Origin of the sequence: Collinsella aerofaciens, from assembly GCF_964283865.1 — a bacterium.
In the GTDB taxonomy this organism is placed as follows: Bacteria; Actinomycetota; Coriobacteriia; order Coriobacteriales; family Coriobacteriaceae; genus Collinsella.
In genome coordinates, this window is sequence record NZ_CAXYLS010000001.1 from 105352 (window position 1) to 122504 (window position 17153).

11 protein-coding genes and 1 riboswitch are annotated in these 17153 nt (G+C 59.5%); of the genes, 3 read left to right on the forward strand and 8 right to left on the reverse strand.

The window, feature by feature from the left end; translation table 11 throughout:
- Window positions 1-68 precede the first annotated feature (68 nt).
- Complete coding sequence (dpaL, locus tag ACRX4W_RS00475) at window positions 69-1283, reverse strand: diaminopropionate ammonia-lyase (protein ID WP_055252227.1); 1215 nt, start codon at window positions 1281-1283, stop codon at window positions 69-71.
- Window positions 1284-1560: 277 nt separating this feature from the next.
- Between dpaL and ACRX4W_RS00480 the strand changes: the two genes are divergently transcribed.
- Together ACRX4W_RS00480 and ACRX4W_RS00485 are read left to right on the forward strand one after the other, a co-directional pair.
- Complete coding sequence (locus ACRX4W_RS00480) at window positions 1561-2214, forward strand: helix-turn-helix transcriptional regulator (RefSeq protein ID WP_432298879.1); 654 nt, start codon at window positions 1561-1563, stop codon at window positions 2212-2214.
- Window positions 2215-2337: 123 nt separating this feature from the next.
- Window positions 2338-3306, forward strand: a complete 969-nt coding sequence (locus ACRX4W_RS00485; protein ID WP_432298880.1) for a hypothetical protein — start codon at window positions 2338-2340, stop codon at window positions 3304-3306.
- Between the two features lie 37 nt (window positions 3307-3343).
- Here the strand turns inward: ACRX4W_RS00485 and ACRX4W_RS00490 are convergent, their stop codons facing one another.
- Window positions 3344-4666, reverse strand: a complete 1323-nt coding sequence (locus ACRX4W_RS00490; protein WP_432298881.1) for an ATP-binding protein — start codon at window positions 4664-4666, stop codon at window positions 3344-3346.
- Between the two features lie 269 nt (window positions 4667-4935).
- Window positions 4936-5026, forward strand: a riboswitch (SAM riboswitch).
- Between the two features lie 8 nt (window positions 5027-5034).
- On the opposite strand from ACRX4W_RS00490, the gene ACRX4W_RS00495 reads away from it, so the two are divergent.
- Entirely contained in the window at window positions 5035-5457 is a 423-nt protein-coding gene (locus tag ACRX4W_RS00495; RefSeq protein WP_117655009.1) for a hypothetical protein, read from the forward strand.
- A gap of 66 nt (window positions 5458-5523) precedes the next feature.
- Here the strand turns inward: ACRX4W_RS00495 and ACRX4W_RS00500 are convergent, their stop codons facing one another.
- From ACRX4W_RS00500 to ACRX4W_RS00525, 6 genes are all read right to left on the reverse strand, one after another.
- A complete protein-coding gene (locus ACRX4W_RS00500) occupies window positions 5524-7647 on the reverse strand; it encodes a DUF262 domain-containing protein (RefSeq protein WP_432298882.1) in 2124 nt (707 codons plus the stop codon).
- 547 nt (window positions 7648-8194) lie between these two features.
- Entirely contained in the window at window positions 8195-8899 is a 705-nt protein-coding gene (locus ACRX4W_RS00505) for a hypothetical protein (RefSeq protein WP_117655011.1), read from the reverse strand.
- Entirely contained in the window at window positions 8896-10275 is a 1380-nt protein-coding gene (locus tag ACRX4W_RS00510) for an ISL3 family transposase (protein ID WP_432298883.1), read from the reverse strand. Before ACRX4W_RS00510 ends, ACRX4W_RS00505 begins: the two co-directional genes overlap by 4 nt.
- On the reverse strand, window positions 10276-13701 hold the full coding sequence (locus ACRX4W_RS00515) for a DEAD/DEAH box helicase family protein (RefSeq protein WP_118225868.1): 3426 nt from the start codon (window positions 13699-13701) through the stop codon (window positions 10276-10278).
- 2 nt (window positions 13702-13703) lie between these two features.
- On the reverse strand, window positions 13704-15014 hold the full coding sequence (locus ACRX4W_RS00520; RefSeq protein ID WP_432298884.1) for a restriction endonuclease subunit S: 1311 nt from the start codon (window positions 15012-15014) through the stop codon (window positions 13704-13706).
- The gene (locus ACRX4W_RS00525) at window positions 15011-17086 is read right to left on the reverse strand and encodes a class I SAM-dependent DNA methyltransferase (RefSeq protein WP_117655015.1); all 2076 of its coding nucleotides are present in this window, start codon (window positions 17084-17086) and stop codon (window positions 15011-15013) included. The genes ACRX4W_RS00520 and ACRX4W_RS00525 overlap by 4 nt, the downstream gene beginning before the upstream one ends.
- Between the last annotated feature and the right edge of the window lie 67 nt (window positions 17087-17153).

The following is a 17153-nucleotide window of genomic DNA, read 5'->3' on the forward strand; positions in this document are numbered from 1 at the left end:
CATAACCTTTCAAACGAAGGAATCTACCTGTGAGGTGGCAGAGCGATACCTATTTGCTCCGCCCAGTATTAGCAAGTCGGATATTCGCCTTCCCAAACAATGCGGCGATACTGGTCGGGGTCCGTGTCACCTTCCGTGGAGAAGCAGAGCACGGAGCTCGTCTTGTCCAGGCCGATGAGCTCCTTGAGCTCGGCGTACTCGGGATCGAGCATAAGGGTCTCGACCAGACCGGTGGTCACGGCGCCGGACTCGCCGGAGATAACGCGCGGGTCGCCCTTCTCGGGAGCGCCCAGGGTGCGCATGCCGCGAGCGGTGACCCAGTCGGGGCAGGACACGAAGGCGGTGGTGTGGTTGCGCAGGATATCCCAACCCAGGATGTTGGGCTCGCCGCAGCACAGGCCGGCCATGATGGAGGGCATGTCGCCGTCCACGATGCGCGGATCGCCGTCGCCGGCGGCAGCGCCCTTGTACAGGCAGGCGGCAGGCGCGCACTCGACCACGACGAAGGTGGGCGGGTTATCGGGATACAGGTTGGTGAAGTAGCCCACCACGGCGCCGGCGAGCGAGCCCACGCCAGCCTGGACAAAGACGTGCGTCGGGCGGTTGATGGCCATCTCGCGCAGCTGCTCGGCAGCCTCGGAAGCCATGGTGCCGTAGCCCTCCATGATCCAGGACGGGATCTTCTCGTAGCCCTCCCAGGCGGTGTCCTGAACGATGACGCCGCGCTCGCAGGCATCGGCCTCGGCGGCGGCCATGCGCACGCACTCGTCGTAGTTGACCTCTTCGATGGTCACCGTGGCGCCCTCGGCGGCGATGTTATCGAAGCGGGGCTTGGTGGAACCCTTGGGCATGTGCACGACGGCCTTCTGGCCCAGCTTGTTGGCAGCCCATGCCACGCCGCGGCCATGGTTGCCGTCGGTGGCGGTAAAGAAGGTGGCCTGGCCAAAGTCCTTGGCAAGCTGATCGGAGGTCAGGTAATCGAAGGTGCACTCGGCAACGTCCTTGCCGGTCTCGTCGGCAATGTAGTTGGCCATGGCAAACGAACCGCCCAAGACCTTAAAGGCGTTGAGGCCAAAGCGATAGCTCTCGTCCTTAACGCACAGGTTGGACAGGCCCAGGCGCGCGGCCTGGCCATCCAGGCGGGCAAGCGGAGTGACGGTGTACTGGGGGAACGACTGGTGGAAGGCGCGGGCCTTCTTCACGTGGTCGAGGCTCATGATTCCCAAGTGCTTGTCATCGCTCTTGGGCATCGTGTTGCCCGCCCACTGGATCTTATCGGCCATACGGTGAACTCCTTAAGTTCTCTCTTGCCGGCCCCCGCATACGCGTTTCAGCCCGATCCCATTCACACGGCTGAACTTTTATGTGGATGCCAAACAAAAAGTTTGTTAGCACTGTTCTATCACACTTTTTGATTGGAAAACCTAACAAATTGTTTGTTGCCGTAATCGGTACCTTTTCGCCGCCGAACGGTTACATAACGCAGCGACGCTTTCGTTATTTGCGAACAGGTGTGGTTTATGGCAAAGTATGCCCAAACTAATTTTTAGGAAGGCACCCATGACCCCCGCACAGATTGAGTTTTACAAGCGCCTCGCACACGGTCTGGCGCTCCAATTTGGTCCCAACTGCGAAGTCGTCGTCCACGACCTGGAGACCGAGGACGTGGACCGCTCCATCGTAGTGATCGAAAACGGCCACGTCAGCGGGCGCAAACTGGGTGACGGCCCCAGCCATATTGTGCTTGAATCCATGCACGAGGGCACCGCCAACGTGCACGACCGCGAGCCGTACCTCACCAAAACCGCCGATGGCAAGCTGCTCAAGTCCTCGACCATCTTTATCCGCAACGATGAGGGCAAGCCCGTCGGCATTTTGGGCATCAACTTTGACATTACGCTTATGAAGGCTTTTGAGCGTTCGCTCGACGCCTTTACCGGCACCGGCGGCACGGGCTACACCGAGCCCGAGCCCATTACCAAGAACATCGGCGACCTGCTCGAGGACCTGCTGCACGAGTGCGAACAGTTTGTGGGCAAGCCCGCGGCACTCATGACCAAAGACGAGCGCATTCGTGCCATTGGCTACCTCGACCGTCGCGGCGCCTTCCTCATTTCCAAGTCGAGCGAGCGCGCCTGCGAGTTCTTTGGCATCTCCAAGTACAGCTTCTATAGCTACCTCAATGAGGCCAAGGCGGCAACAGACGACAAGTAGGCACTCGCCTGGATTGCCCCTCCCCTTTTGGGCGCGAGTTCTGGAAAGCATGAATCCAAGACCGAGCCGCTTGGAAAGTTCCATATAATCGATGTCATTAGTATTTCGAAAGGGTGGAACAGAATGGCGTTGAGCAAGGCATCATGCACCGGTCGCGGATTGATTCCGGCAATTGGTGGACATGTGCACCGCATGTTCGATGAGGGTGAAGACGACCTGTTTTCGCTGAGCCTTGACGACGTGATGGATGATCGCCCGTGGACCGCCGACGAACTCATGGGCGGTGGGGCTCGCCCGTCAAGCCCCAATCCCGCACTTGCGCCTAAGCCCGCATCTGCGCCGGCTCCTGCGCAGTCGCCTGTTTCGACGCCCGCGTCTGCGCCCACACCCACTCCCCGCCCCGCAAGCGACCCGTCCGAGACGGCGGCATTTCTCGCTGCAGCGACGCAGGGCAAATCGGCCGACAGCACCGTTATGTACAGCGCCCAGCAGTTGCCTGTTCCTGCGGCACGCAAGCCTCCGGTCACAAGGCTCGATGAGCCCGTTGCCCATCAGGTTGCCTACGATTCCTGGGCTGCAGCCGATCTGGATGAGACCTCTACCGGCATGCCGGCGCTCGACGTTCCAGTTAACCCGCTTTTTGCCGCCAACACGAGCGCCGCGGGCTATGAGGGCGGTGCGGCATATTCCGATTATTCCGATGGCCATGCTGACGCCGGTCGCATCGAGACCGAGGATTATGGCACCACATCGAGCGATTATCTCAACGATCCGTACGCTGCCACGCCTGCACCGGAATATGACCCGGAGGCCGCGTCCGCACCGGCGTATACCAAAAGCACGGGCGAAGAGCGCTTCGCCGATTATTACGCCGAGGAAAAGGCGCTGCGTTTTTCGGAATTTCCGCAGGCAGTCAAGGTTGCCTTTATCGCCATTGTCATTGCCCTGCTCGGCGTCATTGCGTTTGAGGGATTCCGGCTGTTCTCCGGCCCCACCCAAGCGGAGTCGGAGACCCAGCAAAAAGAGGACGATGACGAGTATCTGGACATCAACACCCTCAAGGGCGACCCCAACGACGGAGACGACGAGTAGCGAGGGTTAAGGGAGGGCCGGAAGAGCCGGCGGCATGTTACGGCTCCAAAAGCCCTGCCATAAAGATGGGCAGATACAGCACGTCACCATTGCGGTGAAGATTACATTCCGCAAGTACCAGGGCGCGATCGATTCCGTAGCCCTTCGTCGCGAGCGCGTTGTCGAGCGCCGCATGGGACTTAAAGCTCTTGCCCGACTTGACCTCGATGGCAAGGACCTCCCCATCGAGCGTCTCCTCCACAAAATCGAGCTCGCCGACTTTTTTAGACGTAAAGTAGCGCAATCTGAATCCATGGGCTTTGAGCTCTTGGGCAACGAAGCCCTCAAACGCCGCCCCCATGTTCATGCCAAAGGCGTCTTCCGCCTCCCCACCAAAAACGCCTTGGGCGACCCTTTTGGAATACGACGACATGAGCATTCCGGTGTCCAAGTAAAACAGCTTGAACAGATTTCGTTGCTCCCCCAATAAAAGGGGTGCCACGGGCGCCGTTACGTTATACACGGGAAGCGCGACACCCGCCTCCGACAACCAGAGAAAATGATCTGTCACCTGCGAAAAACGTTTGACACCGTTAATCGATGACAGTTTGAATCGCTTGTTTTTGGAGCCGGCCTCGCTGGGAATCAGATCATAGATATCGCGAATAACCAAGCGTAGCTCAGGCGGAGCGTACTTTGCGATGTCATCGCGATACAGGGCGTGAAGATCGCGATGGATGTTTCGAACCTCGTCGACATTGCGCGTCGCCAAGAAGGAATTGACCGCGTCGGGCATGCCCCCCACCACCACATACTGATGGAACAGATTGAGCAAGCGGTCATACAGATAGCCGGGGAGCTCCTTTTCGTCCTTTAGACAACCCCTGAGCATGTCAAACGCTCCGGCAGCAACGCCGCTTGCCCAGCAGAACTCCTCAAAGTCGAGCGGGTACATCTGGACCTGCTCGACATACCCCACCGGCAGGGAATCGATGCCCTCGAGCTCAACGCCAAGGAGCGATCCGGTAAGGATGTATCGAAAGTCGCCGCGCTGGACCAGGTATTTGATAAACGTCACTACGTTGGGGCATCGCTGCACCTCGTCGATAACCACAACGGTCTTGTTCGCAACCATCGGCTGCGTTGCAGCAATAGACATGCGCATAAGCAGGTCATCCGCGCTTTTTGCCGCCAAAAACGAATCGCGCACGGACGCGTCGGCGATAAGGTCGAACGTCACGACATTTTCGAACGATTCGCTTGCAAAGACGTTGACCAAATATGACTTTCCTACCTGTCGGGCGCCCTTGACCAAAAGAGCCTTGTTAGGCGACGAGGCAAGCCAAGATTCAAACTGTGCTTTCGCTTTTCTCTGTAGCATAAGCGTACCCCTTATTACGTGCTGTTTTAGCACTAGGATACACTTTTCCGTGGTTGCTAGATGCTCATTTCGACACTTTTTCGAGATTTTGAAGTGTGTATTACGACACTTTTCCGTACTTTTACACGGGATATTTCGACACTTTTTCGGATTTAAGCCTAACAGCAGCCGGCGAAATCAAGCGCCGTCTGCACATCATTTCGCAGGCGGCGCTTGATTTGTGTCCGCGCGCGCTGATAGACTCCATCGTGCCAGCAAGGAGCGGGCGCGTTTTATCCAGAGTCGGGGTAGAGAGTTGGCTCCACGATCCCGACGCCAACCGGCCAAGAGGCACGGTGGCCCTGCCAACATCGATGAAAGGAGTCCGTATGGACAATTTCTCCGTGCGCAGTGAGCGCAACTTCCACAACCTGGTAGCCAAGCCAAAACGAATGCATCTTCTGGACGAGCCGAGCGGCTATGCCTCGGCCATGGTCAAGAGCAGTCTCTCCCATCAGATGCGCTTTACGGTGCAGGCGCTCGAGGAAGAGCTCTGCGTTGCCGGAGACCCTCACGTACTGCAGATCAAGTTGCTCGGAAATGACTCGCGTGAGCCGTCCAGCTGGAAGCTCTTCGCCGACGGCGCGTGCGTTGCAGACGGATCGGGCGCCTTTGCCCGCGAGTGCTTCTGCGAGGGCGCCGAGGTGTTCCTGGACCTGTGCCGCGACGCCGTCGACGCCGCTGAACTGCGCCAGTGGAGCCAGAGGGAGTACGAGCTGTTGAGTGCGGCGCGTGGGATTGCGGGAGTTTAGGTGGGCAGATAAGCCATCGGCAATTCCGAGATAGCAAGGGCCGAGAATTAGATTCCCGGCCCTTGCCTAGCACTGCTTTATAAGATCGAGCACCGCGGGAATGTCATCGGCATTCCGAAGTGCGACATAGGTCGGTAGACCCGGGCCAAATCCGCCCTGTGAGCGCTTGTCCTGACACAGGCCCTCTGGATCCGTCAGATCGTCAACGCTCTTTGCCAGGCCAACGGCAATCCAGCCACCATTGCTGGTCCTGCCTTCTAGCACGGCGTGCAATTTTCGCTTGCCCGACCTGAAGCCCACATAGTACTTGGCTATATAGGACTCCCACGAAGGGTTACCACTCAGAACGGACTCGCACACCTCATCGAAAAGCCTCTGGTTGAGTCCGCCTTCGGCAAAAGTTGGGTGATTCTCCTGCAGAGTCCAGATAGGCGCCTCGTCAGACTCCCCACGAGAGGGGCGATACTTGTCGACGACATCTGCCGGAAGGTCGGGATATTTCCATATCTCACACGCCTCTTTCGCCAACTCGTTAGCGCGCCGTCTAATCTCTTCCTCGCCCCATTTTTCATGCGAGGCAATCGACTTGTTTAGGTAGAGTGGGCTGCACATAAGTCCCACGTTCGGAAGATTGAGCTTGTCCGAGAACGACCGGTTTGAGTACTCCTGGTTGTAGCCCGTCAGCGTTAGATTTCCCAAGTTGTTGCACAACCTGTCGTGGATGTCTTCCCAGTTCTCACCAAGCGATTCCTTCCAGTCGTGTTCATCATCGATCGTCTGGGGCATGACGTGCTCAATCTGGTAATCGTCAGCCGAGATGGGCTCCTTCGGGTGGTGCCAGTTCTCAATGCGCTCCAGGTAATAGCGCTTTTTGGAGAAGCGGTTGTAGCAGTCACGCGTCTTAAACTCCTCGACAAAATGCTCGTCTGTTGGGAAGTACGCGGTCATACCGCTGCTGTGGATAAGGAGCATCGCCGTAACGTACTCCTCTATATCGTCCTGTTGCTCAAGGTTGCGATACATGCCGGCAAAGAAATTATTTAGACCCGTGGTAAGCCTGCCGCAAACCGCCCGTCTGAACAGAAACGACTCGATAGTCTCGCAGATACGTAAAAACGTATTGCGGTCAATCCTGCCTCCTTCATAAACCGAGTAAAGCAGCATCAGCAAAGGTCTAACCGGCTTCACATAAAGACAGGCAATTCTACCGAACACTCGGCGCAGACCCCCGTCTTTCTCCTTGCCAAGGAATAACCTGGCATATCTTTGCGCATATTCGCGGAGTTCCTTCAGCAGACCCTCGGTATCTCCATCGTAGTCATCAGCGAAATAGCGTTTGAACTCGTGGTAGGCCTCGTTTTCCTTCGGCATCCTATTGGGAACCTTGAGCCACAGCCAGTACCAGATAAATGCATTGAACTCTTCTTCGCCGCCTTTACCGAACAAACGCTCGAGCGGATGCCAGTAACCCTCGTAAAGCTTGGTCTGCTCGTCGTTGGGAAGCGACATAAGAACGTAGTTACGAATGAGGTCAATAGGCGTGAGCGGCTTGCCCTTGGAGTTCATGGACTCAAATATGAGCTGGGCATTATCAACGCCAGCGGTGAGCTTAGTGTCGATGACCTGCACGCGGTTTAGCCCCGCCCAAAGCCTTGCTGGGTCGAATGATTTCCCGTGCATCTTTTCACGGAAGAACGCATGGTTCTCGACAATGCGATCCGATTTCTCATCTGGCACAGGAGACCCAGACACAATGGAGAACAGCGTCTCTTTATCGTCCTGCGAGAGCACCAGCTTGTAGCGCGCCAGACCGTTGTAGTCATCATCGTTAAAGAGGTAGTTCTTCCGCAGCGCTGAGATCTTGAGATCGCCAAGGAAACCGGCCTTGTCGGGGTTGCTCTCCAAATAGTCAGCCAAGGCAGAGATCATCAACGAAAACGTCGTCATGCGCTGCTGTCCGTCAATCAGAAGCACGCGCGAAATGCTCGTGGCAGAGCTCTCGGACTCGGGGATATAGAGCATCGACCCCACGAAGTGCGATACGCCATCACGACCCGCTCGCATGACGTCATCCCAAAGCACCTCGCACTCTTTTACACTCCACGAGTAAACTCGCTGGTACACGGGAATGACGAACTGCATCTTCGCCACGCCCATAAGGTCGAGCAGATTTGCCTCGGTTGCTTTCATTTGCGCTTGCTCCCCTTTTCTTGTTTACGCCGTTTGCAGTCAGTCCTCCACTGAGCGGAGGGCGCTAAAGACGAGAGCATCGAAGCACTGAAGCAACCGGGATGCTCATATCGTTAGATTCTACAACGAAAGCAAACACTTACGCTGTCATGGTGGCGCGCGATCGCTGCACGCCACTCCCCAAAATCATACGATGTCAAAAGACTGACACTTGTGTATGCCTTTTGACATTGCCACAGTCTTACGGACTTCTTGTCTCATATGCCAAGAGCGGATATCTAGATCGCTGCCTCTCCCGTCCAAAGGAGCTCGACAAGAACTGATCGAAGGGCAAATCAGACATCGAGCAAGTCGCCGACCTGCACTCAGCCTCGACAAGTGGCATCGAACACAAGCTCACCGGCATAAAGCTTGCGTTAAAAACAAAAGGGCATGTAAAATAAATGGTTGGAAGTTAGTAAATTACCGGTTGGCAAAGTAAGAACCGGGCTATCAAGTTCCAACCATTTATTTTACAAATGGTATTAGCACAACTCCAACCACATATTTAACGAACGGGCCGTTGGATTAGCGATCTAAAATCCGTCACGCCTCTGCGGTCTATCCCCGACTTGATGGTCCTTTCGCAATCCCGCTCGGGATCTTCTTCGAGGAAAGACACAACGCCCTTGGCCATGAGGGAGACGAGGCCTTCGAGCTTGATGACGCAATCGTATGCGCACCCCTTCAGGTTCTCCGTACCCGCCCCGGTATGGCCATAGCTCGCGACGATCCCATGAGCGTCGCCGTGAACGCATACCCCGATAACCTTATAAGGACTATAATCCTCCCCTCTGCCTTCGATGACTGATGATCCCGCATGGATAACGGCGCAACGCAGTTGATAGAGGTCTGAAGCTGTGAATATACCTCGCGCCTCTATAACGTCGAACTCCTCGCTTATCTCACTTTGACTCTTCTCGTCTTTTCGCTCTGCCGCCATCTTTTCGCCGGTATTGGGAAGCTCCAGGTATTTAACGCACCAGTCGATGTATCGCATGCCGACGGCTTTTGCGCAGACGTCCGGTATGGTCACGACGAGGTTCAGTGCCGCGAGGAGAAGCCCCGCATCGAAGGCCTTCTCGCATTCCTCCACGAGCCTGCTTGGTGTGCGATGGATTACGGTCGGAAAGCCGTATTCGTTGGCATCGCATTTCAGGCCGCCTGAAGGCCTTGGCTCCCAGGCTGCAATTTCGTCGAGCCTCGAATTCACAGCATCTCTCCCGTCGTTGCGTCGACCTCCACTCCCGACCTCGGGTCTATGAACTCATCGACGGCCTCGTCCTCGCGGTCGGGCTCGGTCACGAAGAGCGGACCGGGTGCATCGATGCGAGGGCCGATCGTGAGCCCGTTGCTCGCGATGATGCGGTCGAGGTTCTGCCTGCGGTAGAGGGTCCTTGCCCGGAGCGTCTCGAACGAGTATCCGCGCCCTCTCATGTCCGTCTCGTTTATGAGCCGGTTCGCGCACTCGGTGTAGCCGTTCGAGATACGGCTGGGGCATTCCCAGTAGTTGAAGATGAACTCGCGGTGGTTCTGAACGGTCCGAGCAAGGGCTCTGAACGGATCGAACTCCCTGCCATCGGGAATTTCCCGAATCCAGGCGTCGAACGCCGCCTCAGCCTCCTCGCGTGAGGACGGATGGTCGTCGTAAATGCCGAAGAAGTCCTCCTTGAGGTCGTACGCGGTCATCAGCGTCGAGTAGGAGGAGTCTTCCCGTAGCGCCCTTAGGGCCGACGCCTCGTAGAGGCTGAGGTCGCGCGTTCGCTTCCTAAGGACGTAGGCGAGGCCCTTCTTTAGCTCAAGGCGACCCTTCCTGTCGAGAGCTCCCTGGAAGCCCTTGCGGACCGCGTCCAAGGCCTCGTTGGCTCCCCTCACAACATGGAAGTGGCCGATGACCCATGTCGCGTTCGGGGTGTATTTGGCTATGCTCCTCCAGAACGGCCGGTACATGTCGCTCGAAACCCATCGTACGCGCTCGAGGCCCTCCAACGAGGAGAAATAGGCGTCGAGGTCGGACTGCGTCCTGCCGGGCACCATGTCGAAGACCGTCCTGTGCTCGAGATCAGTGATCACGGTCACCATGCCGACCCTCTTGAGGTTCTTCTCGTCTATGCCCAGGAACGCCGGCACTTTGAAGCGAAGCCTCGAGGCGTTCTCGCGGACGTAGTCCTCGAAGACGCTCTTCACGGTGACGTGCGAGAGCGGGTACTCCTCGGCGACCTCGCGGAAGGTGAGCCTGAGCGAGCGTTGGGCGATGTCGGCGTATGCCGCCTCCGTCATCCGGTGACTCTCGTCGATCCCGCCTATCGCCGGGCGCCACACGTAGCCGCACTCCGGGCATCGCATCCGCGGGAACCCTATCTCGAGCCTCGTCGGGATGCCCAGGTGTGGCGTCGACACAACGCCGACGGTCCTCGCGCCGTGGCTGTGCAGCGTCCCGCCGCACTCGGGACACGATGCGGGGACGGGCCCGCGGTATCTCAGGTCGAACTGCTGGAGCCTCCTACCGCAATCGACCTTGGTCGCGCTGCCGATGAGCTCGCAGTCCCGGACACCAAGCAGCTCCTCGACGTAGCCTGCCACGCCCATCTACTTTCCCCTCGAGAGGTAGGAGGCGAGCTCGGCGATGTCGTAGCGCTTCCCCTGCGAGATGAGGTCGTACACCTGGTCGGCCAGGGGCTCGATCGCCTGCGGGTCGTCGAGCGCCTGCTCGGCGAGGTCTCCAAGCTCGTTGCTCATCATCGACATGAGGGCCCTGATGACGATGTTGCGCAGGCGCCCGTCCGCGAGGACGGCCTCCTTCGTGTTGCTCGTGTTCGTGATCTGCGTGTTGGTCACGGGATCTGCCGCCACGGCATCGGAGACCGCGTTGACGGCTCGGGCCTTCACGAGGGGGTCACCTTCGTCGCCCCACGTGCGGTTCAGCCTCTCCACGATCCTCGCCATAGTGTCGCGCTTGGGCGCGGTGCCTGAGCCGCCAGCGCCCATCGGCATGAGCTCGCCGCCTTCGACCCCCTCGGGGACCTTCTGGGCCGATATGCGGAAGTCCCGAAGCACGAGGCCGCGCACGTCGACGTCGTCGAGCGAGGTGCCCGCGATCCTGTGGCCGAGCAGCTTTGCGAAGCTGTAGAACACCTCGAGGTCGGGGTCGCCGAAGTCGAGCGCCTGGGACAGGAACGTGTAGGCGGAGCAGTACTTGGAGAGCTTCTTCCTGAAGGTCATCAGCTCCGCGACGCGTCCCGCCGCCTCGTCCGCGCTCCTCTTGGCCCTCTCCGTCCCCTCGGCCTCGCCGGCCGCCTCCGCCCGGTTGGCGCACTCCAGCCAAGTCTCGTAGGAGTCCCTGGCCGCCGCGAACCTCTCGCGGAAGATCTCGGCGGGCCCGGAGACGGCGGAATAGAGGGCGGTCCTGTAGGCATCGCTCTCCTCACCGGCTGCGAGGCCCTTGGACCTGTAGAGCGCCTCCTTGAACCCCTCGACGTCTCGCGTCGCGTACACGTCGGCCGCGTCGAGGGCGTCCTTCAGGTCGTAGACGATGTTCGGGTCCTGGGCCGTGCTCATCGTCGCGCCCTTGTCGTAGGTCTTGAAGGCGGCGAGAACCGTCTCGGGGTCGTTCACGAAGTCGACGACGAAGACCCCGTCCTTGCCGGAGCACGTCCTGTTGACGCGCGAGTAGGTCTGCACGATCTCGATGGCGTTGCCGAGCGGCTTGTCGACGTAGAGGGCGACTAGCTTCTTCTGGTCGAACCCGGTCTGGAACTTGTTGGCCACGATGAGCAGCCTGCTCTCAGGGCGGTCGAACGCCCTCTCGACCGGGCCCTGCCCGGTCGGGTTCATGTTGGCCTCGGTGTACTCGTATCCGCGCTCGATGAGGGCGAACGGGTTGTCCTCGAGGTACTCGTCCTCGGGCAGGACGCACCTGTCGCCCAGGACCTTCTGGGAGAAGGCGACGAGCGGCTCGCCGGGCACCTTGAAGCGCAGCTTCGGCTCGACCTTGGCGGGGTCGAGGTCCGGACGGGCGCGGAGGTACGCCTCTATCGCGTACTTGTAGCGCACGACCTCGGGACGCCCGGAGGTGACGATCATGGCCTTGGCCTCGCCGTTCAGGAGCGGAGCCACGTTGTCGACGAAGTGGTCGATGATCCACTTGGCCTTCTCCATGACGTTCGTCGGGTGGAGCGAGCGCCACTTGGCGATCTTCCTCCTGGCGCGGCGCTCGTCGACGAGTCTGCCGTCGGCGTCCTCGGACTCGTCCTCGATCCTCGTGAGGGTGCGCAGGGGCACGTATCCCGAGAGCGGGTCGATGATGTAGCCCTCCTCGATCGCCTGCCGCATCGGGTAGAGGTGGAAGCTGCCCATGACCGGATTGCCGTCCTCGTCCTCCTCGCCCGTGGGCGTGCCGAACAGGGTCTTTGTCTCGGCCTTTGGGGTCGCTGTGAACGCGAGGAAAGAGACGTTCGGCGGCATGAGGTTGCTCGCCTGCATCTGGGCGAAGTAGGCATCCATGACCGACCCGCCGTCGTCCGAGTCCTCATCGAAGTCGAGCATCCTCTCGAACTTCAGCTTGTCCGCCGCCGCGTTGAAGGCGGTCTTGAGGGACGCCGCCGAGCTGCCCTCCTGAGAGCTGTGCGCCTCGTCGACGATCACCGCGAATCCGGAGCCGTCAAGCTCGGGCAGCGCCGCGATGTCCGGCCACGCGTAAAGGAACGTCTGGATGGTGACCACGACGATCTCCCTCTTCTGCCGAAGGGCCTCGACGAGCTGGGAGCTCTTGGAGCCGTCGGCGACGGCGCTGCCCCTCTCGTCGCGGCCGACCATGACGACCTGACCGGTCACCTTGGAGAGCTGGGAGATGGTCTTCTTTATGTTCTGGTCAAGCGACAGCCTGTCGGTGACCACCACGACGCTGGAGAACATCTTCTCTCCGTCCGCGCGGCGGAGCCTCGCGAGGTCGTGCGCGGCCCAGGAGATGGTCTCGGTCTTGCCGGAGCCGGCCGAGTGCTCGATGAGGTAGCGGCGTCCCGCCCCATGCTCCCGCGCGTCGGCCAGGACCTTCCTCTCTGCGTCAAACTGGTGGTAGCGCGGGAAGATCTGGGTCGCCGTCTTGCGCCAGCGGCCCGTCGCGTCCTGCCTGTCCTCGACCTCCTCGAAGACGAAGCGGTCGAAGATGGACAGCCAGTTGTCTCGCTGGAGGATGGTGTCCCAGAGGTAGTGGGTCCTGTACTCGCCCTCGGGCGCGTCCGGGTTGCCGGCCCCGCCGTCGCGGCCCAGGTTGAACGGGAGGAAGCGGGGCTTCGCCGACCTGCTCGGGAAGGGGCCGAGGTTCGTGCACATCCAGACCTCGTCCTCGGAGACTGCGAAGTGGACCACGGCGCCCCTCTTGTACATGAGCAGCGAGTTCTTCCTGCCGCCGTCGGGCTCTATGGGCCTGCGCTCGTCGACGTACTCGTCGATGGCGTCACGCACGGTCTGGGTGAGCTCGGTCTTGACCTCGCCGGTGGCGACGGGGATGCCGTTGACGAACAGAGCGAAGTCGAGAGACTTGCTCCCGGCGGTCTGGTAGTGAACCTGGTGCATGAAGCGCAGGATGTTGGCGTCGTAGCGCTCCCTCGCCCCGGGCACGCGCTCGTCGTCCGGGTAGCCAGCCATGCACTCGATGGTCTGGTAACCGGCCACCTGGAATCCCTTGCGTAGCGTGAGAACGGTACCGTTTCTCTCCAGGCTCTTCACGAGCGCGCGGCGCAGCTGGTCCTCCCACCTCGCGCCCTTCTCTCGGCGCATCTTGTCGAGCTTCTCCGGCGCGGTGGCCTCGAGCCAGGCGACGAAGTCGTCGAACACGAGTGCGTCGTTCGGGTCGAACCCCGTATCGTCAGGTGAGAGGGCCCAGCCCGCGCCGCCGAGGGCAGCGACCTTTCGGGAGATGTAGCGCTCGAAGGCATCCTCCTGGTGAATCTTGCGGCGGCCGCTGTACTCGACGTCGCGGCGCTCATATGCACTGTCTATGTCGACTCTTGTCATGGCTATGCCTCCGTGCAGTCGATCTTGCCGGTGACGGCGTGGTGGATGACGGACTTGCGGTACTCGCCGAGCTTCTCGATGAGCTGCTCCTGGCGTGAGATTGCCTCGTCGATGGCCACGCAGCGCTCGTCGAGGTAGGCCGCTATCCTTTTTTGCTCTTCTAAAGGTGGTAAAGGAACGACGAAGTTGTTAAATGCGTTGGTTTGTAGTCGCATGCGCCCCTTGTCAGCAACTCCATTTGCTGAACCGAAAAACACCCGATTGAGGTAGCACATCTGGAAGAGGTAGAGGTAGTAACTCGGGTTGCTTACCGCAAGGTCACGGGCTGAAAACACTCGGTAGTCAGGACTTGTCACTCCTTCATAGCGAGATATATCCACCCAACCTGTTAAGAGGTCCATGTGGTTCATCGCAAAATCGCCAGGATGTACGAGTTGATAATGTGAGTATGTTTCAGCAAATTGCCCTTTTCCTGTGCTGAAATCTTTGGGCCTAATTCCATCTTGTGTAATCGACAGAACTGTCAATCCTTCAACCCCGGCAATTCGTTTTGTAATTTGAAATAGAGCTTTGAGCTTGGAGGTCTGCCAATTAGAGGGAATTTGATCTACCCACTTAATGTCGCTGTCTTTCATCTCTGCGGTTGGGTCGAGGCCCTTTGTCGCAGCATGCGCGATGAGGGACTTCTTGTACTCCTTGAGCCTCTCTATGACCTTTTGGCGCTTCTTCACGTCATCGTCGATGGCCGCGCAGCGCTCGTCGAGGTAGGAGACGATACGGCGTTGGACATCACAAGGCGGGACTGTGACGTAGGTCTCGTGCAGGTTGCCTTGGTTAACGTGAAAAACTTTCACATCGATCAAGTCGCGCCGAATCTGCCAGCGCCACATGTCGGTAGAGAAAAGATATGCAAGGTACTTATTCTCAACCTCGTCAACCGGAGAGAGGAGCAGGGTATCGCCTCCGGGATTAACCGGCCGCTCAGAATCGTTGTATATGCAGTCTCCGCACCCGGCAAGGTCCTCTGATGTGCAGGCGAAGATAAAGGAACCTTTCTCGGAATATTTCAGCCCTTTTGGAACCATGCCCGTAGGGACGTGCTTTATGAGCTCTTCGTGGATACCGAATCTATTGTTTAACTTCGAATGCACTTGGGCGTAATTGACGACGGGAGCTCCTTCGTCAACTAAGTCAGCCCTAGTGACGGTCATTCCCTTGCTGCTCATAAAAAGCCTCGGCAACGGCACCATGTTCCAGCCGTCCGGCACCTCACCGAACCACTCAGCACTGTTTATCTCCCTTCTCGTCCTCATGCCAGGAACCCCCTCATGAGCGAGCCGAGGCCGTCCTCGAGCTCGAGAATCTCCTTCGCGATGACCTCGGGGGCACGGGGGCTCTCGTACTTGTAGAAGTACCTGTTGAACGAGATCGACGTGCCGACCACGCCCACCCCACCGTCGCCAAGCGGGTTGGCCGTGAGACCCGTCTTGTTGTCGAACTTGGGCTCGTCCCTTACCGACCCGTCCACCACGGCGTCGGGAGCGTAGGGCAGCACCTCGCTCGCCATGTAGTCGTCGATTTCCATGCCGATTGGAATGTTTTCCGTGTCCTTGAGCTCGGGGTCGAACACCGGGTTGCCCTTCGCATCGACCGCCGGCTCCGCGGAGGGGTCTTGCCGACCGAACACCTTGACGAGTGCCTCGACGAGCTTCGTCTTCTGTGGCTTGGGCTTCTCGATCGCTTTGTGAAGCTTCTCGGTCGCAGCCAGGACCTCGCTGTATGTGAGCGAGGCGCCCTCGTTCTTCTCAACCCAGGAGCGAATGGCGGCGCGGCTCGCGTCCGACAGCTTCTCCATGGGCTTGCTGAGGGTAAAGAGGGCATCCAGCCCATCGGCCGAGGGCTCAATGACAACGCGCAGCGGGCGCTGCGTGGTCACCTTGCGGTACATGAAGTCCTCGACGGGAACGATGACCGACCTGCCGTGGTCGTGCCCGTCTACGTAGGTGCGCACGATCCACGCGGCCTGGTCCTCGCCGACCTCGTAGCGCTTGTTCCCCTGGCTCTTGCGCAGGGCGGTCTTCTCCTCCGAGGCGTCGATGAGCTGCACGTACCCCTTGCGGTTCTCCGGCTTGTGGTTGTTGAGCACCCAGATGTAGGTTGCGATGCCCGTGCGGTAGAAGATCTCGGTCGGCAGCTTCACGATGCAGTCAACGAGGTCCTCGCTGAACAGCCAGCGGCGGATGCCCGATGGCCCGCTGCCGGCATCCCCGTTGAACAGCGGGGAACCCGAGAGCACGATGGCCGCCTTGCCGCCGCCTTCCTCGGGCGGCGCCATCTTCGCCGCGACGTTCTGCATGAAGAGCATGCTGCCGTCGTCAATGTCGGGCTTGCCGGCGCCGAACCTGCCCTCGAAGCCGCGTCCCATCTCCTCGAGGACGACGTCCTTCTCCTTCTTCCACTCCTTGCCGTAGGGCGGGTTCGTGAGCTGGTAGTTGAAGGTGCGTCCCTCGAACCTGTCGTCGTCGAGGGTGTCGCCGAGCATGATGCCGGCCGACAGGTCGGTCATCTGGTCGAGCACGTCTCCCGAGCCCCCGGCGATGTTGCGCAGCATAAGGGCTGCCTTGCCCATGGCCCATGTCGCGTCCTCGAGCTCCTGGCCGTAGGGGACGATCTTGGTTGGGCTGCTGAAGTGCCCTTTGTCGTGCCACTCGTCGAGCTGGTCGAGCGCGTCGCAGATGAAGCCGCAGGTGCCGCAGCTGCCGTCGTAGAGCGTGCGGATGTCGCCGTTGTCGGCGTTGAGCAGCGTGTCCTCGTTTGCGAAGAGCAGCGCGGTTGCGAGGCGGGCGACGTCCTTGGGCGTCATGAAGTCCTCGGCGTCCTGCGAGATCTCCTCGCCGTATCGCTGGATGAGGTGCTCGTAGATGTCGGTCATCATGCGGTCGGAGACCGTCTCGGGCCCGAGGTCGAAGCCCGAGAAGCGTGTGCACACCTCGTAGAGCATGCCCTTCTCGTCGAGCTTCTCGCAGGTCTGCCGCATCTCGAAGCGCTGCAGGACCTCGCGGGCGTTCGCGGAGAAGCCGTTGATGTAGGCCATGAGGGCGTCGCAGGTCTTCGTCGCCCCGAGGTTGGAGAGTGTGAAGCTCGTGACGTTGTAGAAGCAGTGGCCGGAGAGGGCGCAGTACTTCGGGTCGTCGTCGTCCCAGACCCCCTTGGCGGCCTGTCTGCTCACGGCCGCCCGCGTCGGCTCGAGGGCGCACTCGAAGCGCCTCAGCACGGCGAATGGGAGGATGAGCTTGTTGTAGTCGGCGGGGCGAATGACATCACGCACGTAGTTCGCGATGCTCCATATCTCGTTCACGTAGTCGAACGCGGTCTTATCGGCCATGGTTGGACCTCTCTGCGAAAAATAGAATTCCAACCATGTATTTTACAACCGAAAGCCATGATTTGAG